Origin of the sequence: Microbacterium sp. R86528 (assembly GCF_044596335.1) — a bacterium.
Lineage (GTDB): Bacteria > Actinomycetota > Actinomycetes > Actinomycetales > Microbacteriaceae > Microbacterium > Microbacterium marmarense.
Genome location: NZ_CP138996.1, coordinates 271,053 through 293,149 on the forward strand (window position 1 = coordinate 271,053; position 22,097 = coordinate 293,149).

Consider the following 22,097-nt stretch of genomic DNA (forward strand, 5'->3'; position numbering starts at 1 on the left):
TCGTCAGTTCGCGCTGAAGCGTGCCTCTACGCTCGCTGCTACGACGATGTCAGCGGGTTGCAGGCTGAGACCTTGCCCGCCCGCCATCTGCACGCCATCGAGCGAGGCTGCCATCAGGCGCCCGTCGCCGGGTGAGGGGTCGGCGCTGCGCGTGAGCAGACCCACGTCGGCGATCTCAACGGGCCTCACGGTGGTGAGCCCGACAGCTTCGGCATATGCAGTTGCGCGCTCAACGGCATGCCGCACAGCCGAAGATGCAACGACTTTCTCGGTCGCGGCGTGCATCTGCGGGGTGAGGCGCCAGTCGATGGTGTGCAATTCGACGCCCTCACGTTCGATGACAGCCGTCGCCCACCATGAGAGAGCCGCGAAATCAGAGAAGACGACGGCAAAATCCACTGACGCGTAGTGCACCGGCGCGAGCCGTTGTCCGTCGCCCGACCAGGGCCGATCTGACCACATCGCGACGCGCTGGCTCGACCACTCGACGAGGCTGTCGTTGGCATCGCGTGCTTCGAGGTCGTCACGCACGGGCTTTGTCAGTGAAGTGATCTTTTCAACGAGGGGGCCGCGTTCTGGGCCCTCGGCACGCACGGAGAGACGCGCTGTTGCGAGTTCAGGTGGGATGCGGGCCTCATGCTCGCCCCTGACAGTGATGACCACATCGCTCATGGTTCGACCATAGCTTTTCCGGCCACTACTGAGCAGCATCCGGGGACTGAATGTACTGCAGATAATCCGCCCGTGGTGCCCAACGAACATCGGAGGCGGTGAACAGATACCCGTCGCCGCCTTCAACGCTGATGAGCACTGTCGCGTCGTCGTGTGAGCGCGTGTAGCCCTGGCTGATCAGATAGTCCTGGGTGCCGCTTTGATCAGCGCTGGGGAGCGGCGCCCACGCGAGATCGATGACGTTGTCGGTGGCGACCTCTGGCCCGTCGCCCCACCTGCAAACGATCTGGTCGGCCGGCGGGCCGTCGGGAAATGCGTCGAACGGCCGGGCACCTATCTGCTCGCCGGTGGTCTCCCACGACACGAATCCGTTCTCATTCATCATGTCGCGAAAGTCATCGGTAGAGATGGTGTCGCACGTCACCGCCGTCGGTGTCGGAGTGGGTGTCGCGCTGAGGGTCGGGGTGGGTGACTCCGCGGCGAGCCGCGTTTCTGTTGCCATCGCGGAGGCGGTCGGTGATGCTGTGGCAGTGTCATCAGCATTGCCTGCGAAAACGAGAAGGCCGATGACGATGCCAGCGATCACGGCGACGACGGCCACGACTATCCAGATGGTTCGCTTGCTCACTCGCCGAGGCTACCCGATTGTCTGGTCTGCACACGTGAGGTTATGGCGAGAACTCGACGTTGTCTCTGAAGGGGTGTATTCTGAAATGCTTGGATGCTTCGGCAACCATGCGCAGCAGTTCAACCTTGGTAATTCAACAGCGTGACAACGGCCCCTTCGAGAGAAGGACACCTCAATTGAGGTCACGGGGATGATCGGTTTCGACATTGCCTGTGAATCTGCGGGAAGCGGGTCGAGGATGCAGGGTTATCTCGTAAACGATCTCTGCAAAACTATAAGTGCCGATGCAAAGCGCACTGAGTTCGCCCTCGCTGCATAAGCGAGCCTGAACTCCGTTGGACCGTAGGCGTTCCCGCTACGGATCCCAGCGTCATCTAGGGAACTTGCTGCGTGACGGCGTCTGGACGTCACGCGGGACTCTTCCCAGACTGGGCTCGTCTACTTAGGTGTCTGTGACAAAAGTAGGAGCCGAGCAGAACGTTCTCACAGAATGCGCCCGGAGAAGACGCAGTCTTGCAGCAGTGGACGGGGGTTCGATTCCCCCCATCTCCACCAGCCGTTGTCACCAGAGAAGGGGCGAGTTTCAGTACGAAACTCGCCCCTTTTTTTTGACGTCAGCCGCCCCAGACCTCTCGAACAGGTACTTGTTCGCCAAGGATGTTGCACGCGGCGCGGTGTCCGGACGCAAGGGCGGCAGGCACGGTGGCGGGATCATCGGTCCAGGTGGCCTCGCCCGCGAGGTGAAGCACGCCGCCGACGGGAGTTGCGAGATCATCGTGATCTGCCGTCGTCGAGCCAACCCTCATGAAGGCGTAAGAGCCTCGAGCGAAGGGATCGTCTTGCCAGTGAGTGATGCGCACGTTCCGTGGTTCGGCGACAGCGTCTGCATACAGGCGGCGCAGCTGATCGAGTATCGATCGAACTACCCGTGCTTCGCTCCAACCACGAATCTCACGCGCGGTGGCGCCGGCAGCGAAAGTTAGCAACGTGGGCTCACCGTGCAACGAGGTGAGGTCGTACCACGAGTGCCATCGGCGGCCCTCGGGGCCCTGCTGGCGAATCGCATAGACATCTGAGTCCCAGAACTTGTGCTCGAAGCGCAAGATGATCTTTTCGAATGCGTTCATCTGCAAGCGCGAAAGCGCCCCAGCGTTTGGCTGTGGCAGCGCCGGTTCTATGACAAAGTCATCGGACTGCAGCACACCGACGGGCACGGTGATCACTGAGTTGGCCGCTGTAAACGTGCCGTGATCTGTTGAGATGACGACTCCAGCCGCCGACCAATGCACCTTCAACACCACGTGTTCGAGACGCACGTCGAGGCCCTCGGCGAGGTGTTGCGCCAGGCGATCGTAGCCGTCGGGAAACACCACCTCGTCACCTTCGATGTAATCGTCGTCGAGCCCGTGCGCTGCCAGGTCTTCGATCGATGCGCCGTACTGCTCTTCGGAGCGGTGTTCCATGTACTCGCGCACGCGCAGCGCTCGTTCGTCATCCCAGTTCTGCGCGGTGATCGCAGCGTCGGTCACGTGGCGGTAGGAATCATGCGCCGCAGAGCCGGCCACCACCTCTGCAAGCGTGGCGTCAACCGCATGAATGTCTGACGCGAACTGGCGCGCGTCAGCATCTGAAAGCCGCTGCCCCGAGACGCCGTAGTAGGCAATCGGGCGACTGTCTGGCTGGTAGCCGCCGACCGTGAACTCCATTGTCGCCATGTCGAAGGCGGTTGCGGCTGCCGCCACCGGCTCGTCGACGGTTCCATGAATCCATGAGGCGCCGAGGTCGGTGATGAGCCCATCGCGTCGATCGGTCCAGACGCGTCCGCCGACACGGTCGCGAGCTTCAAGCACGACGACTCGCTTGCCGGCGCCGGTGAGAAGCCGCGCGGCGGTCAGTCCTGCAACCCCGGCACCCACCACAATCGTGTCGACGCTCTGCATGCTCACCCCTCATCTCGCCACGGATATCGCCCGCAACAATCTGACGCTAGCGCCCGTGGGGGCCGTGCACGAGGGATTTCTGCTGAATAGAAGCGATGTGCTGCCTTCGGCACGCGGTGCCGACTAGGACTAGCTCTTTGGCCATTCGATGAGCAGCAGGCCCTGCTTCGTGTCAGAGAGAATGACGATGCCGTCGGTGAACAGATACGTGACGCCATAGCCGTCTACCGGCGCGAACGCTGTCTCTGGGTTCTCGGTGATGTAGATGCCCTCGGGTGCTTCTTCGCGCACCCAGCCCTCCTGCACGAGCGCGGCCTGGCCTGCAGCGGCGTCTTCGTCTGCGATCTGCGCCCAGCCGAACTTCTGCAGTTGGTCGCTCTGGGCACCCGAATAGTCCGCCCAAATGCACTGCACGCCATCTTCTACCTCGATATTGCCGAGGTAGAACGTCTCTGCTTTCGGCGTCCATCCGATGCTCATGAAGTCATCAACGACGTTTTCACCGATCATCTCTTCACAGGTGGGAGTGACAAGCACCACGGGCACCTCGGGGTCCGCGGTGCTGTCCGCGTCAACTTCGCCGGCGGTCGGAGTTGCTCCGGAACTGGCTTCAGCGCTTGGGGTGCTCTCGGCGGCGTCGTCGGCTGACGCGCAACCTGTGGCGAGCATGGCGGTTGTGAGGGCGAGGGCGGTGATCGCGCCGAAGCGAGTACGGGACGTGAACATGAGGCGGTCTCCGGGGGAGGGGATCGTGGTCAAGAACGGTGGAGCAACATCAGGTAGTCGTCGTGCAGAACACCGTTGGTGGCAAGTGACGATCGCTCGCTAAGCGAGTCGTTGCCCGTGAACGATGTAAAGCGTCCACCAGCTTCGAGAATGATCGGAACGTGCGAAGCGATGTCGTACTCCTTCACTCCGAATTCCGCCACAAACTCCAACCGGCCTTCAGCGAGCAACATATAGGGCCATGCGTCGCCGTACCCACGATCACGCCACACCGCAGAGGTGAGACGCTCGAGGGCAGGCAACTCATCAGCATCCCGCCACTGCTCGATGCTCTGAAAGCTAACACTCGACTCTGCGAGCGAGTTGATAGCCGAAACTGCTAAGCGCCGGATGCTGCCGCTGGGCGTGTTGGTCCACGATCCTAAGCCTGTCGCGCCCCACCATCGCCGACCGATGCTGGGTTGGCTCACGATCCCGACGCGCGGTATTCCATCGATGGCGAGCGAGATCAGTGTCGACCACATCGGAATGCCTTTGAGATAGTTCGCGGTGCCATCGATCGGGTCGATGATCCACTGGCGCGCTGAGTCGCCGGTCACGCCGAACTCTTCACCGAAAATGCCGTCGCTGGGGCGTTCCGCCTCGATGAGATCGCGGATCACGCGTTCGGTGGCGAGGTCAGCTTCGGTGACATGAGTCGCGTCGGCTTTCTTGCTGACCTCGAGATCCTCCGAATCGAAGCGGCTCATGGATGCTGAATCGGCCGCGTCAGCAATGCGCAGGGCGAGTTCGAGGTCGTCAGTCAGATCGCCGTCGTACGGCTCTGCGAAGCGCGAAGGCGCGGCGGGGGAGGTCACGTTCCAAGATTACTGGGCGTTTGCTGGCTCGATTTCCGTGCCGCCCCATCGTGATGCTAATGTTGACCCTCGGTTCGGAAAGTTCGAATCACGCACCTCTAGCTCAATCGGCAGAGCAACTGACTCTTAATCAGTGGGTTCTCGGTTCAAGTCCGAGGGGGTGCACGAAAATAGCCCTTTGACCTCTCGCCAGGTCGCGGGGCTATTTTTGCGTCTACACGCTTATGCAGTCGAGCTGGATCGCCATCACGACACGGTGACGAGCGTGCGCTGCCATCCTGCCGATCCGTCAGGCGCGATCGGAGCGCGCTCCACTACTTGCAGGTCGCCGTTCTTATTCACAGCGCGAACCGAGACGTAGTGGGTGCCGGGTTCAGCATCCCAGTCCAAATACCACTGCACCCAGGTGTCGTTGTTGATGGGCTCCGAGGTGGTCGCGTTCTGCCAGTCGCCGTCGTCGATCTTCACCTCGACCCGCTCGATGCCCACGGTCTGTGCCCACGCCATGCCGGCGATTGCTGTGCGTCCGGCGGTGATCGGAGTGCCTGGGCGTGGCGTGTCGATGCGCGAAGAGAACTTGATCGGCGCTTTCGCGCTGTAGCCGCGCGGCGTCCAGTACGCCTCGTCTTCGGCGAAGGTCGTCACCTTCAGCTCAGTCAGCCACTTCGTCGCAGATACGTAGCCGTACAGTCCGGGCACGACCATGCGCACCGGAAAACCATGTTCGAGCGGCAACGGTTCACCGTTCATGCCTACGGCGAGAATGGCGTCGAGACCATCGTCGGTGAGCGATTCCAAGGGTGTCGACGCGGTGTATCCATCGACGCTTCGGGAGAGCACCATATCTGCACCCGACTTCACCCCGGCCTTTCTCAACACGTCGCGCACCGGGACTCCCAGCCAGATCGCGTTGCCAAGAAGATCTCCGCCTACTTCATTCGATACGCAGGTGAGCGTGATCGCGAACTCGTCGAGTCCCATTGCAGTCAGATCGTCGAAGCTGAGTTCAACGTCTTCGTCGACCATTCCTGTGATCTTCAGACGCCAGCTTGCTGGATCGATCGAGGGCACCGTGAGCGCGGTGTCGACGCGGTAAAAGTCTTCATTCGAAGTGACGAGCGACGAAACGCCCTCGATGTCGAGTTCCGCACCAGCTGGAATAGAGACAGTGCTTCTCGGCGCGGGGAGTTTCAGAGCTTTACGCACCGAGTCAATCGACGAAGTGGCAACGTTTACGACGCGAGCACCGACACCGACCAACACGGCTGAGGCGCCTGCGATCGCCGACACCGCGAAGAAAGTGCGCCGGTCGACGTTCTTAGCCGAATCGTTTTGATCGGCCGAGCCGTTCGCTTCGAGGTCGACGGCAGCCCAGCGGCGCAAACGAAAGATCAGAAACCACAGCAAGAGGCAGCTCGCGACAGTGCCAGCGACGGCCGGAATAGCCGAGATCGCGCTGGCCCCGGCGCGCGTCACGATCGCGGCGACCGACAGTACCCCAGCGATGACAAGGGCGATGACGCCGAGCGGCGGTTTGAGAAACTGCAGCACACCGGCGATCGCCGAAGCGATGAGCACCGCAAGGCCGAGGCCCACGAGCAGTGCGATCTTGTCGTACTCCCCGAATGTGGCGATCGCGAACTCTTTGAAGGGCTGCGGCACGATGTCGATCACGAATCCACCCACCGCGAGTATCGGACTGCCGTTTCGGTCAGTGATCAGCGCGAGTGCCTCGGCGACGGCGAGAAAGACAGCTGCGCTGACGACTCCTGCCAGCGCGCTCCAGAGCCAGAACACGGCACGTGTTGTCGTCTTCGCCATTGCCTGGCCTCCAATCGCCAGGGTCTCCCAGCCTCAGGGGTTGTTCGGTTCGAAACGACAATCGGATTGGTTCTCGACTCGCAGTGTGAGGTGTTGCCTGTGTCGCGATTGCATAACGCTGAGGCAGAACCGCCTGTGCGCGCTTGACCCGGGCGCTGGCCGAACCTAGTATTGCCGGTACCTGAATCAGGTTTCAGGTTATTCGCACTTCAATGGTGAAAGGCACGCAAATGAGCGTTACGAAAAAGTTGCTCCTAGGCTCCGTGGTCGCCACGGCCGCAATCGCTCTGGCGGCCTGCGCGCCACAGGCGACGACCGACAGCGACACAACCGATGCTGCAGAGGCCTCCGAGGTCACGGTCGGCATTGTGACCAGCGAGAGCGGCGCACTCGCTACCTACGGCACACAGTATCTGGACGGCTTCAACGCCGGTCTTGAATATGCGACCGATGGCACCGGCATGGTCGGCGACACGACGATCAACGTCGAGTACCGCGACGATGCCGGCGATCCCGACAAAGCTGTCACCGCGGTGAAGGAGCTCATCGGAGAGGGAGTGAACATCATCGCCGGTACGGCATCGAGTGGCGTCGCTCTGGCCGTTGCTGAACAAGCTTCGCAGAACCAGGTGCTCTACATCTCGGGCCCGGCAGCTGCCGACGCCATCACTGGCATCAACGACTACACCTTCCGCTCTGGCCGCCAGAGTGCGCAGGATGTGGCGACGGCAGGAACGTTCCTCGACGACATCGACGGAAGGACTGTCACAGTCTTCGCGCAAGACAGCGCTTTCGGCCAGGGAAACCTCGCCGCGGTCGAGCAGATTCTCGGTGCGCAAGGGGCGAGCGTCGAGTCAGTGCTCGTTGCAGAAGATGTGACGGAGTTCACACCCTTCGCGCAGCAGGTTCTTGCCAGCTCGCCCGACCTGGTATTCGTCGCATGGGCGGGTGCTACCTCCGGCGCGATGTGGCAGGCCATGAGCCAGCAGGGTGTTCTCGACGAGGTGCCCGTGGTTACGGGTCTCGGCGACCTCGCGACATTCGGTGCGTACGGCGAAGCATCCGAGCAGATCAGCTTTCTCAATCACTACTTCGCTGGTGCCAATGACAACGACGTGAACACAGCGATGATTGAGGCGATCGAAGCGGACGGCGGTACTCCCGACCTCTTCAGCCCCGATGGATTCAACGCGGCGATCATGATCGTGCAAGCCATCGCAGAGGGCCAGGACGACGTCGACGCGATGATCGCAGCACTCGAGGGCTTCTCATTCGAAGGGCCCAAGGGCACGATGACGGTGCGAGAAAGCGACCACGCCCTGATCCAGGAGATGTATCAGGTGCGACTCGTCGCTGACGGCGACGGATACGTCGCCGAGCTGGTTGACACCGCCGCCGCAGACGCAGTCGCGCCTGCTGAAGCCCAGTGATCGGGAGCGCTTCAAAAAGATGAGCACCCCAGTTCCGTCCGAGCGAACTTCGGACAACCCGCCCCGAGGGGCAGCCCTCACCGTCGAGAAACTCGGATTGCAGATCGGCGGTGCGACGATCTTGAAAGACGTCGACATCGACGTGTCAGCAGGCTCGATCGTGGGTGTGATCGGGCCGAACGGTGCCGGAAAAACCACATTCTTCAACGTGGTTTCTGGGCTGATGAAGCCAACGGCGGGACGCCTGCTCGTTGATGGCCACGACGTCACGAAGACGTCGGTGCCAGCACGCGCACGGGCGGGACTGGGGCGCACTTTTCAAACATCGAGTAACTTTCCGCGACTATCGGTGCTCGAGAACGTGCGGCTCGCGGCCCAGGTTTCTCTGGGCGGGTCGACGTCTCTGCTGCGTTTTCCCAAGCGGTCGGATGCTGCGACCGAGCTCGCCCTCGACAAGCTTGCAGCGGTCGGGCTCACCCACATGCAGAATTCCGCGGCGGGAGACATCTCGCATGGCGACAAGCGCAAGCTCGAAATCGCAGTGCTGCTAGCGACTGACGCCAACCTCGTGCTGCTGGATGAGCCGATGGCCGGAGTCGCGTCGGGAGATGTAAAAGGGCTCGTGGAAAACATTCGAGAAATGCAGCATCAGAAAGGTTGCACCGTGCTGATGGTGGAACACCACATCGACGTGCTGATGGACCTTGTGGACAAGGTCGCCGTGATGTACTTCGGCAGCATCATCGCCTATGACACCCCCCAGAATGTGATGGATAACCCTCTCGTGCAGAAGGCATATCTGGGGACAGCCGCATGAGCGCCTCGACGCCGATTCTGCAGGTGAGCCAGTTGCGGTGCTCGATCGGCGGACAGCAGGTCGTCGAAGATGTCACTTTCGACGTTCCCGCGACCGGCATCACCGCGGTGTTGGGCCGCAATGGCGTGGGTAAGACATCCACGTTGCGCGGCATTCTCGGACTCATTCATCGCCGGGGTGAGGTGGTGCTCGCGGGCGAGCGCATCAGCGGACTCGCCACCCACCGCATCGTGCAGCGCGGAGTGGGTTATGTGCCCGAAGACCGCGAGATCTTCTCGAAGCTCACCGTGGCTGAAAACCTCGCTCTCGCAGAACGCCAGCGCGCGCCGCGACGAGAGTTCGTTGCAGAGTTGTTTCCAGACCTCGTTGAACGGCGTGATCAGCTGGCCGGCACGCTTTCAGGCGGCCAGCAGCAGATGGTGTCGGTCGCCCGTGCGCTGCTGAACGACAATCAGCTGCTCCTCGTTGATGAACCTACGAAAGGTTTGGCTCCGATGATCGTTGGCGAAGTCGCCGACGCCTTGCTCGAAGCCTCCAAAGTGGTTCCCATCCTGCTCGTGGAACAGAATCTCGAAGTGGTGAAGCAACTGGCCGACGGTGCCATTGTGATCGGTGGCGGCCGTGTCGTCCACACCGGCAATGCGCGAGAGATTCTTGCCGACCAAGAACTCACCCGTCGGTTGCTGGGAGTCCACACGGAGGCGCACGCATGAGCACCCTCATCCTTACTCTCATCACTGGCGTTGGGCTAGGCGCGCTATATTTTCTCGTCGCGAGCGGGCTGAGCCTCATCTACGGGCTGATGCACGTGCTGAACTTCGCGCATGGTGCGTTTCTCACGTTGAGCGCCTTCGTCGGCTGGATGGTCGCGCAGGCGCTCGGCACCGAGTCGTGGTGGTCATTTCTCGTCTCGATAGCGGTCGGGGCGGTGGTGGGCGCGATCTTCGCCGCGCTGACCGAACTTGTGCTGATACGTCCGCTCTATGAGCGCCATATTGAACAGGTCTTGGTAACCGTGGGATTGTCGTTTGCCGCGGTCGCACTGTTCGAAGGCATCTGGGGAACAGATGCCATTCACATCTCGGGGCCGCCGTGGCTCAAGCAGACCACCGACGTACTCGGGGCCCGCATTCCGAACACCTACTGGGTACTCATGATTGCCGCGATCCTGGTGCTTCTCGCGCTAGTGATCTTCTTGAAGAAGACGAGGTACGGCATGATCATTCGCGCGGGTGTTGAGAACCGCAGCATGGTGACAGCGCTCGGCATCGACGTGCGCAAATCGTTCACGCTCGTGTTCGCGATCGGAGGTGCGGCAGCCGGCATCGGCGGGGTGCTGGCGATGCACTACTCCACGTTTGTGTCTGCACATCTTGGATCGACGTTGCTCATCTTCGCCTTCATCGTCACCGTGGTGGGCGGGCTCGGCTCACTCACCGGTGCCGCCGTGGCGTCTGTGCTCGTCGCAGTGCTGCAGCAGTTCGCGAACTTCTATCTCGGGGGAACGGGCGACTTCATCGTCGTCATCTTGCTGGCGGCCGTGCTTTTGCTGCGACCGGCCGGACTACTGGGAAAGAAGGCATGACGATGAACAACACTGCTTCGCGATCCCTTCGCCGGTACGCGCCTATTGGCGTGGGAATCGTGCTGATCGGATTCATGGCATTGCTCCCAATGCTCAACCTGTCGCTTCCCGGAATCTTGCCCACCCCGACGTACTTGCCGGGAACTCTTGCCTTGCTCTCACTCTGCATGGTGTTCGCTGCACTGGCGCTGTCGTACAACTTGCTGTTGGGCAGTGGCGGGATGCTGTCGTTTGGCCACGCGCTCTATTTCGGTGCTGGCGCCTATGGCCTGGGTGTCGCCCTCGAGCACTTCGGTGTGCCGCTGTGGCCTGGCATCTTCATTGCGCTCATCGGTGGCATGGTCATCGCTCTCGTGACCGGTGCCGTCTCAATGCGGGTGTCGGGCATTCCGTTCGCGATGGTCACGCTCGCCTTCGCGCAAGCAGGCTCGGTTCTCGTGCGCCGCAACTCCCAGATCACCGGCGGTGAGGAAGGGCTCAGCTTGAATACCGAGTTGGTGCCTGATTTCCTCATCGGTGTCGTGAATACCCGCAATCTCTATTGGTTCACTCTCGCGGTTCTCGTCGTGGTGTACCTCGTCACGCTGTGGGTCGATACTTCGCGGCTGGGGCACCTCGCGCGAGCCACTCGAGAGAATGAGCAGCGCGTTCGGGTGCTGGGACTGAGCCCGTACCGAGTCAGACTGCTCATCTTCGTCATCGCCGCCGGGCTCGCGAGCCTCGCAGGCGTCGCGTACATGCTGCTCCAGTCAGGCACGGTGCCGCGGGCTGTCTCGGCAGACTTCACGATCACCGTTCTCGTCATGGTTGTGCTCGGCGGTGTTGGCTTCCGCTGGGGCGCCATTCTTGGCGGCGTGCTCTACACCTTGCTCGATCAGCGACTCACCGTGCTGGCCGGTTCGGACGCTATTGCCTCGCTGCCGGATGTGCTGCGGGTACCGTTGTCAGAGCCGCTGTTCATTCTGGGCGCGCTATTCATCTTGGTGGTGATGTTCTTGCCCGGTGGTATTGCAGGCACTGTTGACGCAGCGGTGCGACGTCGCAAGGGTGACCGCGTGCGCGACTCACTGCATCGCCTCGATGACGCAGACGATGAACTCGAGACGTCGGCGCAGGTGCGCTGATGAGCTGGACGGCCGAGATCGACGACGGCGCCCACACGATCGGAAGGTGGCTGATCGATCGCGCCAGCAGGTCACCGCGGCGCGCGGCGATCAACGACAGGGGAGTGATCACCGACTATCAGACGCTCGCACGACGAGCAGGCGATTTGGCAACCAAGCTTCGGGAGAGCGGATACGGTTCGGGTCACAGGATTGCGACCGTATCGGGAAACTCGACCGACCAAGTTGTCGTCTTCTTCGCGTGCGCACTCGCGGGAGTCGCGCTGGTGCCGTTGTCGTGGCGCCTCACGCCACGCGAGCTTTCAGACGTGATGCTTCGCTCGGCGCCGACGCTCGTGCTCATTGATGACGAACATGCGGCTCTGGCGCGAGAGGCGCTTCAAGCGCTGCGTGAACAACCTGCTGCCGCAGAGATGGGTACGACAGGAATTGAGCGAGAGGTGCCGATGGCGTCGCAGCCTGTTGCGCACCGTCCTGTTCATGACGATGATCCGTTGCTCGTGATTTTTACATCTGGCACGGAATCTTCGCCCAAGGGCGTCGTGCTCACTCACGCAAACTGCTTCTGGAACAACCTCGCGCTCGCGCAAGCGCTGCCGCTAATGCACGACGACGTGGTGCTGGCTGTGCTGCCGCAGTTTCATATCGCGGCGTGGAATTGCCAGCCGCTGTTGGCCTGGTGGGTCGGCGCTACCGTCGTTCTCGAAAGATCGTTCCAGCCGTCGCGAGCGCTCAGCCTCATCGAGGAGCGGGGCGTCACCGCGATGATGGGTGTTCCGACGCTCTACTCGCTGATGGTCGCTGATAGCCAATGGGAACACGCGAACCTTTCGTCGCTCAGATTAGCGCTGGTAGGAGGCTCCACGATGCCCACCTCGCTTCAGCAGGTGTGGACTGATCGAGGCATTCCGCTCACCCAGGGGTATGGCCTGACCGAGGCCTCGCCGAATGTCCTCCACCTGCCCGCCGCCGAATCGAGTGCACATCGCGGTGCCGTGGGTCGGCCCTATCCACATGTGTCCGTGCTTCTGGTAGACGTAGATTCGGGCCTCGCGCTCGAAGGTGAAGCGACGGGTGAATTGTGGGTGCGGGGTCCGAGCATCTTTGCGGGATACCTTGGCGATCCGGAGGCTACAGAGCGTGCGAAAACCGATGGGTGGTTGCGCACGGGCGACCTCGTTGCGCGCGACGGCGAAGGCGTCTTTCGCGTGGTCGACCGGCTTAAAGACATCTTCATTTCGGGCGGAGAGAACGTCGCGCCGAGCGAGGTTGAGTATGCTCTCACGCTGCATCCACTGATCGAGGACGCCGCGGTGATTGGCGTCGCCGATGCGGTCTGGGGTGAACGTGGAGTCGCGTTCGTCGTGCCCGTCGCGGGCGCCACTCTGTCGGCCGACGAGGTGCTCGCGCACGCCCGCAGCAACCTCGCTTCGTTCAAGGTGCCCGTACGAGTAGACATCGTGAGTGATCTTCCGCGCACGGCTATTGAAAAACTTGCGCGTTCTCGTCTGCGCGATGCCGCGACCGAACTGAGTGAGAGGGCACAGTCATGACGGCGTACGGCGAGCTTGCTGATGACACCAGCGAATTGGTCTCGTCGGTTACCGGTCGGCCACTGACCAAACGAGGTGAGGCGACGCGCAGAAAGCTTCTCGAGGCTGCAGAGGAAGTTTTTGCTGACCAGGGGTACCACGAGGCATCCATCGTCAAGATCACCGACCGTGCAGGCATCGGACTCGGCACGTTCTACCTGTATTTCGACAGCAAACAGACCATCTTCGAAGCCCTGGTGATCGATCTCAACAGGCGTGTGCGCCAGGCAATGTCTGAAGCGATGGTCGACACCCAGAGCCGGCTCGAGGCCGAGCGGGCAGGTTTTGCTGGATTCTTTCGTTTCACAGCGGAACACCCCGCGCTTTACCGGGTCGTTCGCGAAGCCGAGTTCGTTTCTCCGGCGGTCCTCCGTCTGCACTACACGCGCATCGTCGAAGGCTACGAAGAGGGTCTGCGGGCTGCCCAGCTCACCGGGGATGTCGATCGTCAGCTCGACCCCGAGACCACCGCCTGGGCCCTGATGGGTATGGGGGAGCTGATCGGCATGCGGTTCTTGCTGTGGGAGACAGACGAGCAGGGTTGACCGCCGGCGACTCTTGCCCCGAAGGTCTTCGACGGCATGGCTCGATTCATCGACAATGCTCTGGCACCTCGACCCGAGAACGAAGGAGGTCACTGATGGCCGACGAAGACCTGCGCGGACGCCGCGCCCTTGTGACAGGGGGAGCGAGCGGGATCGGGCTTGCCTGTGCACATTCGTTCGCGGCACGCGGCGCCCATGTGATCATCGCTGATCGCGACGCGGATGCAGCGTCGATGGCGGCACGGGCGGTGAACGGCGAAGCGTGGGTTGTTGATCTCTCAGAGACGGCCGAGGTGCAGAATGCCGCTGTCGACGTCGACATCCTTGTGAACAATGCCGGTATTCAGCGTGTGAGCCCCCTTGTCGACTTCGACCCCGACGCGTTTCGACTCATGCAGCGGCTCATGGTCGAGTCGCCCTTCTTGCTGGTCCGGGCGGCGCTGCCGGGAATGTATGAGCGCGGTTGGGGGCGCATCGTCAATATCTCAAGTGTTCACGGACTACGCGCCAGCGCGTTCAAGTCGGCCTACGTGGTGGCCAAGCATGCCCTTGAAGGTCTATCGAAGGTGACGGCATTGGAAGGAGCACCCTACGGGGTGACCAGTAACTGCGTGAATCCTGCCTACGTGCGCACGCCTCTGGTGGAAAAGCAGATCGCTGATCAGGCCAAAGTTCATGGCATCGACGAGACTGAGGTCATCGAGAAGATCATGCTGACCGAAATGGCAGTGAAGCGGCTCATTGAAGTCGACGAGGTCGCCTCCCTGGTGACCTGGTTGGCATCGGATCATGCTGGCATGGTGACAGGTTCTTCCTACGCCATGGATGGCGGGTGGACGGCCCGATGAACACTCATCATTACCGCACGCTTGACATTGAAGTTGACGGCGGCAAACTTCGCGTCGCGGTGTGGGAACCGCTCAACAGCACACAACTCGAGGGCGATCCGCATGTGAGTGATGTCGTCCTTATTCATGGAGTGACGGCGTCACACCTGGCGTGGCCATTCGTGGTCGATCTGTTGCCGGGAGTGCGTGTGATCGCTCCCGACCTTCGCGGTCGGGGCGCGAGTAACTCGCTCGTCGGCGCTGCGGGCATGAAAGCGCACGCGAGCGATCTGGAAGCGACGCTGGATGCTCTGCACATCGATCAGGCTCTCGTAGTCGGTCATTCGATGGGTGGTTTTGTCGCAGTGACGTTCGCCCATCTGCATCCCGATCGTGTTTCTCGGCTTGTTCTCGTCGATGGTGGTTTGCCTCTCGACGTTCCCGTTGGGATGGACACCGACGAAATGGTCGCGTCGATACTCGGCCCGACTGCGGCGCGGTTGTCGATGCGGTTCGCTACCACTGCTGAATACTTCGACTTCTGGCGTCGGCACCCGGCGTTCACCGATGCATGGACCCCCGAACTCGAGGCGTATCTCGAATACGATCTGGTCGCCGACGGTAGTGGCAGTCTGCGTCCGGCGACAAGCTACGAGACGACGGCGGATGACACCGTCGATATGAACGCCGGCAACGCGCTTTCTGACGCGATTACACAGCTGGCTCACCCCACCCGTCTGCTCACTGTTGAGCTGGGACTGCAGAACGAGCCCCCCGGTCTCTACGCACCCGAGCACCTCGCGCGCGTGTTGCAGAATCTGCCCGCGGTACAGCATGAGCGACTGAAAGAGTTCAACCACTACACGATCGTGATGTCTCCCGGTGGTGCAGCCCGCGTCGCTGCAGTGGTGCAACAGGAACTCTCGGTGCAGATGGATGCGGCCAGGTAGCGCCGCCCAGACGAACGGCGAGGTCAGCGCGGTGCGGCTGCGATCCGTGTTGAAAGCTGATGGGCGTGTGCGAGCAGAGTGCGCCCGAGTTCGGTGATCCGCTCGGGACCGAAGCGGAACTCAACACCCGTCAAGCTGAGCGCCCACTGCGGATGCCCGGCGGCCGTGAACACGGCGGCCCCCATGCCCCAACTGCCCTCGACGATCAGCCCTGGGTTCACCGCGTAACCGCGCGCCTTCGTCTCCTTGACGCGGGCGCGCAGGCGAGGTTCGCTGTGTGGAGCTCCCCACTGTGTGGACAACTCACTGTGACGCTCTAGGTATGCGTCCACATCGTGGGTGGGCAGAAAAGACAGAATTGCCAGCCCTGCTGAAGCCACGCCGAGTGGAAAACGCACCCCCTCAGAGAGCACGAACGAGCGGATGGGAAAGCTTCCCTCCTCGCGCAACAGGCAAACGGTCTCGTCGCCGCGTCGTACGGATAAGAATGCGCTTTCTTCTGTGCGCACAGCGAGCGAGCGCACGATGTCGCGCGCAGTCGCCGTGATGTCGTATCGCGCCGCAGCGACCGTGCCCATGAGGTACAGCTCTGGACCTGGGATCCACCTACCGGAAGGGCCATCTTGGTCAACGAGACCTTCTTGGCGCAACGCGGCAAGTAGGCGATGGGTGGTAGGGCGAGTCAGCTCTGAACGACGCGAGATGTCTACCAAGCTCACGCCCTCGGCGCCTGCAGAGGTCACGATTCGAAGCAGCTGAGCTGCCCGGGCGACAGACTGCGCGCCAGGCACAGGCGTGCTTCGAAACGGCTTACTGTCCATGATATGGACAGTAAAGGATGAATGCTCCACATGGCAACACTTTGTGCATGCGTTCGTCAGCGCGGCCGCGAGGATCGAGCTATCACGACACAAAGGAGTCATCGCGTGATCGACAAGACATGGGCATCTGCCGAGCAGGCAGTCGCAGACATCCCGCACGGCGCTTCGCTCGCGGTGGGTGGATTCGGGCTTTCAGGCAACCCGATCGCGCTCATCACTGCGCTGCTCGCCCAGGGCACGAGTGGCCTCAGCGTGGTCAGCAACAACTGCGGTGTGGATGACTGGGGGCTGGGGGTGTTGTTGAACGCAGGGCGGATCAGCAAGATGACGTCTTCGTACGTCGGCGAGAACAAAGAGTTCGAACGACAGTTTCTCTCGGGAGAGCTCGAGCTCGAGCTCACACCACAGGGCACGCTGGCGGAAAAACTGCGTGCCGGGGGGTCGGGAATAGCCGCCTTCTTCACGCAGACCGGTGTTGGCACGCAGGTTGCCGAAGGAGGGTTGCCCCGGCGTTACGACGGCGTGGGCGGTGTCGCAGAAGCATCTCCAGTCAAGGATGTGCGCACGTTCGAGATCGCTGGGGTCAGCGGCGAGTATGTGCTGGAGGAAGCCATCGTCACGGACTATGCGCTTGTGCATGCGCTCAAGGGCGACCGTCACGGCAACCTGGTCTTCAACAAGGCCGCGAGAAATTTCAACCCGCTCGCCGCGATGGCCGGCCGGGTGTGCATTGCGCAGGTCGAAGAACTCGTAGAGCCGGGGGAATTGGACCCTGATTCAATCCACCTGCCGGGCATCTACGTGCACCGCATCATCGAGGTTGGCACTGAGATCGAGAAACGAATCGAGCGCCGCACTGTGGCTGCGTCGACGGGAGAGAACTGACATGGCACTTACGCGACACGAGATGGCCGCGCGTGCAGCGGCTGAACTTGCCGATGGCTCATACGTGAATCTTGGTATCGGAATTCCTACGTTGGTGCCCAGCAACCTGCCTGAGGAAATCTCAGTGGTGCTGCAATCGGAGAACGGCATATTGGGTGTTGGCGCTTATCCCACAGAGACCCAGGTTGATCCCGACCTCATCAATGCCGGCAAAGAGACAGTCACGGTGCAACCGGGATCGTCATTCTTCGATTCGGCCACGAGTTTCGGCATGATCCGCGGCGGCAAGATTGACGCAGCAATCCTCGGGGCGATGCAGGTGTCAGCATCGGGCGATCTCGCCAACTGGATGATTCCCGGCAAGATGGTCAAGGGGCCCGGGGGAGCGATGGATCTCGTTCACGGTGCGACCCGCGTCATCGTGCTGATGGAACATGTTGCGCGCGATGGATCCCCCAAGATCGTGAATCAGTGCTCGCTGCCGCTTACCGGCCGCGCGGTCGTGGACCGCATCATCACCGACCTCGCGGTAATCGATGTGGCCGACAATGGACTCGTGCTCGTCGAGGTCGCGCCGGGCGTCAGCGTCGCTGAAGTAGTCGTGGCAACCGAGCCTCATCTCGCTATCGCCGATGAATTGAAGGTGTGAACAATGACAAACAACGACATCGTGATCATTGCGGCGGCGCGCACTCCGCAAGGTCGCCTCAAAGGTCAGCTCGGTTCGCTTACTGCGGTGCAACTGGGCAGCACGGCCATCCGCGGGGCGCTGGCGCAGGCATCCATCGCTGCAGACGCGGTCGACGCTGTGCTTGTCGGCCAGGTGCTGGCGGCTGGCGCAGGCCAGAATCCCGCACGGCAGGCTGCCGTCGGGGCGGGCATTCCATGGAACGTGCACGCCTCTTCAGTGAACAAGGTGTGCCTGTCGGGGCTGACCGCCGTCATCGATGCCGCCCGCATGATCGCGACAGGCGACGCAACAGTTGTCGTCGCAGCGGGGATGGAGTCCATGACCCGGGCACCTCATCTGCTCATGGGCTCTCGAAACGGCTGGGCTTACGGTTCCATCGAGGCGCTCGACCACATGGCCTTTGACGGACTCACCGACGCGTACGACAACGAGAGCATGGGCGCCTCGACTGAGCGCCACAACGAGCGACTGAACATGACCCGCGAGGCTCAAGATGCGGTCGCCGCCCGGTCCCACCAACGAGCGGCTGCCGCGCAGGCAGAGGGACGCTTCAAGGCCGAAATCGTTCCCGTCGAAGTGCCGCAGCGCAAGGGTGACCCCATCGTGGTCAACACAGACGAAGGCATCCGGCCCAACACGACCGTCGAGACGCTCGCTGGCTTGCGAGCAGCGTTCGCTGAGGGCGGCTCCATCACTGCGGGCAACTCGTCGCCGATATCGGACGGCGCCTCTGCGGTGGTGCTGACGACGCGTGCCCATGCCGCCGAGAATGGCTGGAGTGTGCTCGCTGTCGTCGGGGCATCGGGCCAAGTCGCCGGACCCGACAACTCGCTTCAGGCTCAGCCTGCCCGTGCGATCGAGAAGGCATGCGAGAAGCAGGGCATTGCCCCGAGTCACCTCGACGTTGTCGAGATCAACGAAGCGTTCGGAGCGGTGGTTGCGCAATCGCAACGGGAACTGTCCCTGCGCGACGAAGTGGTCAACCCAGACGGAGGCGGCATCGCCTTGGGCCATCCGATCGGTGCGTCGGGCAACCGACTCGTGGTGCATGCCGTGCATGAATTGGTGCGCCGCGGCGGCGGCACGGCGGCGGTCGCGCTGTGCGGTGGCGGTGGTCAGGGTGATGCGTTGATTCTCACCCGGTAGGGCCAGCACTTACGCGACCGCTCGGCGCGCGCTAGCTTCGACACCATGACCACCATCGCCGCGCTGACCTCCGCTGACTTCGACGAGTGGGGCACGCTTTGGCAGAGCTACCTGACGTTCTACAAATCCGAGGTAGCTCGTGACGTGTCACAGGCGACTTTCGCGCGCATGGTTGCGGATCGAGAACTGCACGGAGCGATAGCCCGCGACGATGAAGGTGTCGCGATCGGATTCGTGCACTGGCTGACGCACGCTGGAACCTGGACGACGGCGACGTTCTGCTATCTCGAAGACTTGTTCGTCAGTCCGCGCTCCCGTGGTGGGGGAACGGGCCGCGAACTGATCGAGCACGTTCGCGCGTGGGCTGCTGCTGCCGGATCAGACAAGGTCTATTGGCTCACAGCCGAAGACAACACGACAGCTCGCCACCTCTACGACAAAGTTGCCGAGCACACGGGGTTCGTGCACTACGAGCTGCCGGTCTGAGGTCTCAGCGATTCAGGTTCTGGTAGGCGAGCTTGGACTCTTTGCCGTGAACCGGCGAATCGACCGGAGCGAGCTTGCCTTTCTCGGCGCGGCGCGTATCGACGATCGCACCTACGACAAGCGCAACCGTGATGCCCCAGCTCGCCCAGGCGAGCGCCTGACGCCAGGTGAACGGGCCACCTTCGCGAAGTCCGCGCACGAGCGTGAGCCCGCCGGTGAGAGCTGAAAGAAGACCAGTTCCGAAGACATACGAGCGCATGCTTACACGCTACCCGCCCCGAAGGCAATGTGGCACCTGCGACTGTTAGCCTGACTGCATACTGCCGACCCGGGAGGGCCTGTGTCACAAGCCGAATTTGTTGTTGTTGCAAACCGACTGCCCGTAGATCGCGTGGTGGATGCTGACGGCGAATTGTCGTGGCGTCGTTCACCGGGCGGTCTGGTCACCGCGCTCGAGCCTGTCATGAAGAAGGAAGATGGCGCCTGGGTGGGGTGGGCTGGAGGCGCCGACCTCGAAGTGGAGCCGTTTGAGTTCGATGGAACTCTTCTTGTTCCGGTCAAGCTCAGCGCCGAAGAGATCGAGCTCTACTACGAAGGCATGTCGAACGATACGTTCTGGCCGCTGTACCACGACGTGATCGCCGCGCCGCGCTATCGCCGGATCTGGTGGGACGCCTACGTGCGCGTCAACAAACGATTTGCTGAAGCGGCCGCCGAGGCAGCCGCCCCGGGTGGCACGGTGTGGGTGCAGGACTATCAGCTGCAGCTGGTCCCGAAGATGCTTCGCGAAGCGCGCCCAGACTTGACCATCGGCTATTTCCACCACATTCCGTTTCCTGCATACGGTCTCTACTCGCAGCTGCCCTGGCGCAAGCAAGTACTCGAGGGTTTGCTTGGCGCAGATGTCATCGGCTTCCAGCGGGTAGCTGATGCCGGAAACTTCGCTCGCGCCGTGCGGCGACTGTTTCACTACACGACCAAGGCAACCGGCATCGCGGTTCCGCTCGAAAACGGCACGACCCGAAACGCACTCGCAAAAGCGTTCCCGATCTCCATCGATGCGTCGTCGTATGTCGAGCTTGCAAAAGACCCGAAGGTGCAGGCGAGGGCGCTAGAGATCCGCCAAGAGCTGGGCAACCCTCGCAAGATTCTTCTGGGCGTGGATCGCCTTGATTACACCAAGGGCATCCGCCATCGGCTCAAAGCCTTCGGCGAGCTTCTCGAAGACGGACACGTCGGGGTTGAAGATGTGACGCTCGTGCAGGTGGCCAGCCCTAGCCGGGAGCGCGTCGAGGCGTACATGCAGCTGCGTGATGAAATCGAACTCGCGGTCGGGCGAGTAAACGGTGACTTCGATACGACCGGTCACACGGCGATTCGCTACCTGCACAATTCGTACCCACGCGAAGAGATGGTTGCGCTCTTCCTCGCCGCCGACGTCATGCTCGTCACCGCCTTGCGAGATGGCATGAATTTGGTGGCGAAAGAGTACGTGGCGGCGCGCATCGACAATCGCGGCACCCTGGTGCTGAGCGAGTTTGCCGGGGCGGCTGACGAACTGGCAAGTGCGGTGCGCATCAACCCGCACGACATCGACGGTATGAAGGACGCGATTATGAGAGCAATCCAGATGCCACCGGCCGAGCAGGGCAAGCGCATGCGTGCACTTCGGAAGAAGGTGCTTGACAGTGATGTCGCCAAGTGGTCCGAGTCATTTCTCACGGCGCTCGCTGACGCCCGAACGGTGAAGGCTGCGCGGGTGGCACGCCGATGAGTAACTATCTGAACCCAGTGCGCAAGCTCGCCACGACGGATCGGCTGCTGGTCGCGCTCGACTTCGACGGCACTCTTTCACCGCTCGTCGACGAGCCGATGCAGGCACGCATGTTTCCCGCGACCAGAGCTGCCGTAAACGCCCTGATCGATGCGCCAGAGACGATCGTCGCGCTCGTTTCGGGGCGCAGCCTGGTAGACCTTCGCGTGATCGCTGAGCACGACGATGCTTCGCAGATCTTGCTGGCTGGTTCGCACGGCGCCGAATTCTGGTACCCCGACACCGGGTTGGTTTCCCACGAAGACCACGCCGATGACGCCAGACTGCGCGACGAACTACGCGCGCATGCCGAAGCAGCGACCGCAGAAGTCGATGGAGTGTGGGTCGAACCCAAGACCTTCGGGTTCGGTTTGCACACTCGGCTGGTTGATCCAGCAGTGGCGCCAGAGGTGCAGCGGAGGGTGGATCAACTCGTCGCTGCGCAGGCCCCACACTGGCGCAGACGCACCGGGCACAACATCACCGAGTACGCGTTCAGGCACGAAGGCAAAGACACTGCGATCGCCGAACTGCGCGAGCACGTCGGCGCCACCGCGGTGCTCTTCGCAGGCGATGATGTCACCGACGAAGATGCTCTGAAAACGATGGGGGAGGGCGATCTGGGAATCCGCGTTGGCACGCCTCCCACGGCCGCCACCGTCTGTGTGGCCGATATTGCCGAGCTGTCCACACTATTGACGGTGTTGAGTACCGAACGCAGCGCCTCACGGCAATAGACTT

The 22,097-nt window shown here is 62.0% G+C and carries 23 protein-coding genes, 1 tRNA gene and 1 other RNA gene; 17 read left to right on the top strand and 8 right to left on the bottom strand.

The window, feature by feature from the left end:
- Window positions 1-3: 3 nt before the first annotated feature.
- Window positions 4-672: an SIMPL domain-containing protein gene (locus tag SJY18_RS01300; protein ID WP_396668151.1), complete on the bottom strand. Its 669-nt coding sequence runs from the start codon at window positions 670-672 to the stop codon at window positions 4-6.
- 25 nt (window positions 673-697) lie between these two features.
- Window positions 698-1,300 carry a hypothetical protein gene (locus SJY18_RS01305; RefSeq protein ID WP_396668152.1) on the bottom strand — a complete coding sequence of 201 codons (603 nt, stop codon included), beginning with the start codon at window positions 1,298-1,300 and terminating at the stop codon, window positions 698-700.
- A gap of 186 nt (window positions 1,301-1,486) precedes the next feature.
- Between SJY18_RS01305 and ssrA the strand changes: the two genes are divergently transcribed.
- Window positions 1,487-1,855, top strand: a transfer-messenger RNA (tmRNA) gene (gene ssrA / locus SJY18_RS01310).
- Window positions 1,856-1,914: 59 nt separating this feature from the next.
- Here the strand turns inward: ssrA and SJY18_RS01315 are convergent.
- From SJY18_RS01315 to SJY18_RS01325, 3 genes are all read right to left on the bottom strand, one after another.
- The gene (locus SJY18_RS01315) at window positions 1,915-3,240 is read right to left on the bottom strand and encodes a flavin monoamine oxidase family protein (protein ID WP_396668153.1); all 1,326 of its coding nucleotides are present in this window, start codon (window positions 3,238-3,240) and stop codon (window positions 1,915-1,917) included.
- Window positions 3,241-3,369: 129 nt separating this feature from the next.
- The gene (locus tag SJY18_RS01320; RefSeq protein WP_396668154.1) at window positions 3,370-3,966 is read right to left on the bottom strand and encodes a hypothetical protein; all 597 of its coding nucleotides are present in this window, start codon (window positions 3,964-3,966) and stop codon (window positions 3,370-3,372) included.
- A 29-nt stretch (window positions 3,967-3,995) separates the two neighbouring features.
- Window positions 3,996-4,823 (bottom strand): inositol monophosphatase family protein, encoded by an 828-nt coding sequence (locus tag SJY18_RS01325; RefSeq protein WP_396668155.1) that lies wholly within the window; start codon window positions 4,821-4,823, stop codon window positions 3,996-3,998.
- Window positions 4,824-4,915: 92 nt separating this feature from the next.
- Between SJY18_RS01325 and SJY18_RS01330 the strand changes: the two genes are divergently transcribed.
- A tRNA-Lys gene (locus SJY18_RS01330) sits at window positions 4,916-4,988 on the top strand.
- Between the two features lie 81 nt (window positions 4,989-5,069).
- Here the strand turns inward: SJY18_RS01330 and SJY18_RS01335 are convergent.
- A complete protein-coding gene (locus tag SJY18_RS01335) occupies window positions 5,070-6,644 on the bottom strand; it encodes a molybdopterin-dependent oxidoreductase (RefSeq protein ID WP_396668156.1) in 1,575 nt (524 codons plus the stop codon).
- 230 nt (window positions 6,645-6,874) lie between these two features.
- Here SJY18_RS01335 and SJY18_RS01340 point away from each other — a divergent pair, with 230 nt between their 5' ends.
- The 9 genes from SJY18_RS01340 (at window position 6,875) to SJY18_RS01380 (ending at window position 15,514) form a co-directional block, all read left to right on the top strand.
- Entirely contained in the window at window positions 6,875-8,074 is a 1,200-nt protein-coding gene (locus SJY18_RS01340) for a substrate-binding domain-containing protein (protein ID WP_396668157.1), read from the top strand.
- A 19-nt stretch (window positions 8,075-8,093) separates the two neighbouring features.
- Window positions 8,094-8,891, top strand: a complete 798-nt coding sequence (locus SJY18_RS01345) for an ABC transporter ATP-binding protein (RefSeq protein ID WP_337338177.1) — start codon at window positions 8,094-8,096, stop codon at window positions 8,889-8,891.
- Complete coding sequence (locus SJY18_RS01350; RefSeq protein WP_337338176.1) at window positions 8,888-9,604, top strand: ABC transporter ATP-binding protein; 717 nt, start codon at window positions 8,888-8,890, stop codon at window positions 9,602-9,604. Before SJY18_RS01345 ends, SJY18_RS01350 begins: the two co-directional genes overlap by 4 nt.
- Window positions 9,601-10,476 (top strand): branched-chain amino acid ABC transporter permease, encoded by an 876-nt coding sequence (locus tag SJY18_RS01355; protein ID WP_337338175.1) that lies wholly within the window; start codon window positions 9,601-9,603, stop codon window positions 10,474-10,476. Before SJY18_RS01350 ends, SJY18_RS01355 begins: the two co-directional genes overlap by 4 nt.
- A complete protein-coding gene (locus tag SJY18_RS01360) occupies window positions 10,473-11,600 on the top strand; it encodes a branched-chain amino acid ABC transporter permease (RefSeq protein WP_396668158.1) in 1,128 nt (375 codons plus the stop codon). The genes SJY18_RS01355 and SJY18_RS01360 overlap by 4 nt, the downstream gene beginning before the upstream one ends.
- On the top strand, window positions 11,600-13,153 hold the full coding sequence (locus SJY18_RS01365) for a class I adenylate-forming enzyme family protein (protein ID WP_396668159.1): 1,554 nt from the start codon (window positions 11,600-11,602) through the stop codon (window positions 13,151-13,153). The genes SJY18_RS01360 and SJY18_RS01365 overlap by 1 nt, the downstream gene beginning before the upstream one ends.
- A complete protein-coding gene (locus tag SJY18_RS01370; protein ID WP_396668160.1) occupies window positions 13,150-13,737 on the top strand; it encodes a TetR/AcrR family transcriptional regulator in 588 nt (195 codons plus the stop codon). The genes SJY18_RS01365 and SJY18_RS01370 overlap by 4 nt, the downstream gene beginning before the upstream one ends.
- Before the next feature lie 95 nt (window positions 13,738-13,832).
- The gene (locus SJY18_RS01375; RefSeq protein WP_396668161.1) at window positions 13,833-14,585 is read left to right on the top strand and encodes a 3-hydroxybutyrate dehydrogenase; all 753 of its coding nucleotides are present in this window, start codon (window positions 13,833-13,835) and stop codon (window positions 14,583-14,585) included.
- Complete coding sequence (locus SJY18_RS01380) at window positions 14,582-15,514, top strand: alpha/beta hydrolase (protein ID WP_396668162.1); 933 nt, start codon at window positions 14,582-14,584, stop codon at window positions 15,512-15,514. Before SJY18_RS01375 ends, SJY18_RS01380 begins: the two co-directional genes overlap by 4 nt.
- Before the next feature lie 23 nt (window positions 15,515-15,537).
- Here SJY18_RS01380 and SJY18_RS01385 read toward each other — a convergent pair whose 3' ends face one another.
- Window positions 15,538-16,335 carry an IclR family transcriptional regulator gene (locus SJY18_RS01385; protein ID WP_396668163.1) on the bottom strand — a complete coding sequence of 266 codons (798 nt, stop codon included), beginning with the start codon at window positions 16,333-16,335 and terminating at the stop codon, window positions 15,538-15,540.
- Window positions 16,336-16,440: 105 nt separating this feature from the next.
- On the opposite strand from SJY18_RS01385, the gene SJY18_RS01390 reads away from it, so the two are divergent.
- From SJY18_RS01390 to SJY18_RS01405, 4 genes are read left to right on the top strand one after another with little or no spacing between them, the layout of a single operon-like run.
- Window positions 16,441-17,220: a CoA transferase subunit A gene (locus SJY18_RS01390; RefSeq protein WP_337338169.1), complete on the top strand. Its 780-nt coding sequence runs from the start codon at window positions 16,441-16,443 to the stop codon at window positions 17,218-17,220.
- 1 nt (window position 17,221) lies between these two features.
- Window positions 17,222-17,869 (top strand): 3-oxoacid CoA-transferase subunit B, encoded by a 648-nt coding sequence (locus SJY18_RS01395; protein WP_396668164.1) that lies wholly within the window; start codon window positions 17,222-17,224, stop codon window positions 17,867-17,869.
- A gap of 3 nt (window positions 17,870-17,872) precedes the next feature.
- Entirely contained in the window at window positions 17,873-19,057 is a 1,185-nt protein-coding gene (locus SJY18_RS01400) for an acetyl-CoA C-acetyltransferase (protein WP_396668165.1), read from the top strand.
- A 45-nt stretch (window positions 19,058-19,102) separates the two neighbouring features.
- The gene (locus SJY18_RS01405) at window positions 19,103-19,543 is read left to right on the top strand and encodes a GNAT family N-acetyltransferase (protein WP_396668166.1); all 441 of its coding nucleotides are present in this window, start codon (window positions 19,103-19,105) and stop codon (window positions 19,541-19,543) included.
- A gap of 4 nt (window positions 19,544-19,547) precedes the next feature.
- On the opposite strand, the gene SJY18_RS01410 is transcribed toward SJY18_RS01405, so the two are convergent.
- Window positions 19,548-19,802 (bottom strand): hypothetical protein, encoded by a 255-nt coding sequence (locus SJY18_RS01410; RefSeq protein WP_337338165.1) that lies wholly within the window; start codon window positions 19,800-19,802, stop codon window positions 19,548-19,550.
- Window positions 19,803-19,883: 81 nt separating this feature from the next.
- Between SJY18_RS01410 and SJY18_RS01415 the strand changes: the two genes are divergently transcribed.
- Window positions 19,884-21,317, top strand: coding sequence for a trehalose-6-phosphate synthase (locus tag SJY18_RS01415; RefSeq protein WP_337338164.1), 1,434 nt, complete (start codon window positions 19,884-19,886; stop codon window positions 21,315-21,317).
- Entirely contained in the window at window positions 21,314-22,093 is a 780-nt protein-coding gene (otsB, locus tag SJY18_RS01420; RefSeq protein WP_396668167.1) for a trehalose-phosphatase, read from the top strand. Before SJY18_RS01415 ends, otsB begins: the two co-directional genes overlap by 4 nt.
- Window positions 22,094-22,097: the final 4 nt, after the last annotated feature.

Coding starts and splice junctions, on each gene's coding strand:
- SJY18_RS01410 (WP_337338165.1), bottom strand. CDS start 19,802: ATGCGCTCGTATGTCTTCGGAACTGGTCTTCTTTCAGCTCTCACCGGC.
- SJY18_RS01335 (WP_396668156.1), bottom strand. CDS start 6,644: ATGGCGAAGACGACAACACGTGCCGTGTTCTGGCTCTGGAGCGCGCTG.
- SJY18_RS01400 (WP_396668165.1), top strand. CDS start 17,873: ATGACAAACAACGACATCGTGATCATTGCGGCGGCGCGCACTCCGCAA.
- SJY18_RS01395 (WP_396668164.1), top strand. CDS start 17,222: ATGGCACTTACGCGACACGAGATGGCCGCGCGTGCAGCGGCTGAACTT.
- otsB (WP_396668167.1), top strand. CDS start 21,314: ATGAGTAACTATCTGAACCCAGTGCGCAAGCTCGCCACGACGGATCGG.
- SJY18_RS01315 (WP_396668153.1), bottom strand. CDS start 3,240: ATGCAGAGCGTCGACACGATTGTGGTGGGTGCCGGGGTTGCAGGACTG.
- SJY18_RS01370 (WP_396668160.1), top strand. CDS start 13,150: ATGACGGCGTACGGCGAGCTTGCTGATGACACCAGCGAATTGGTCTCG.
- SJY18_RS01355 (WP_337338175.1), top strand. CDS start 9,601: ATGAGCACCCTCATCCTTACTCTCATCACTGGCGTTGGGCTAGGCGCG.
- SJY18_RS01365 (WP_396668159.1), top strand. CDS start 11,600: ATGAGCTGGACGGCCGAGATCGACGACGGCGCCCACACGATCGGAAGG.
- SJY18_RS01405 (WP_396668166.1), top strand. CDS start 19,103: ATGACCACCATCGCCGCGCTGACCTCCGCTGACTTCGACGAGTGGGGC.
- SJY18_RS01340 (WP_396668157.1), top strand. CDS start 6,875: ATGAGCGTTACGAAAAAGTTGCTCCTAGGCTCCGTGGTCGCCACGGCC.
- SJY18_RS01360 (WP_396668158.1), top strand. CDS start 10,473: ATGACGATGAACAACACTGCTTCGCGATCCCTTCGCCGGTACGCGCCT.
- SJY18_RS01385 (WP_396668163.1), bottom strand. CDS start 16,335: ATGGACAGTAAGCCGTTTCGAAGCACGCCTGTGCCTGGCGCGCAGTCT.
- SJY18_RS01345 (WP_337338177.1), top strand. CDS start 8,094: ATGAGCACCCCAGTTCCGTCCGAGCGAACTTCGGACAACCCGCCCCGA.
- SJY18_RS01375 (WP_396668161.1), top strand. CDS start 13,833: ATGGCCGACGAAGACCTGCGCGGACGCCGCGCCCTTGTGACAGGGGGA.
- SJY18_RS01300 (WP_396668151.1), bottom strand. CDS start 672: ATGAGCGATGTGGTCATCACTGTCAGGGGCGAGCATGAGGCCCGCATC.
- SJY18_RS01350 (WP_337338176.1), top strand. CDS start 8,888: ATGAGCGCCTCGACGCCGATTCTGCAGGTGAGCCAGTTGCGGTGCTCG.
- SJY18_RS01380 (WP_396668162.1), top strand. CDS start 14,582: ATGAACACTCATCATTACCGCACGCTTGACATTGAAGTTGACGGCGGC.
- SJY18_RS01320 (WP_396668154.1), bottom strand. CDS start 3,966: ATGTTCACGTCCCGTACTCGCTTCGGCGCGATCACCGCCCTCGCCCTC.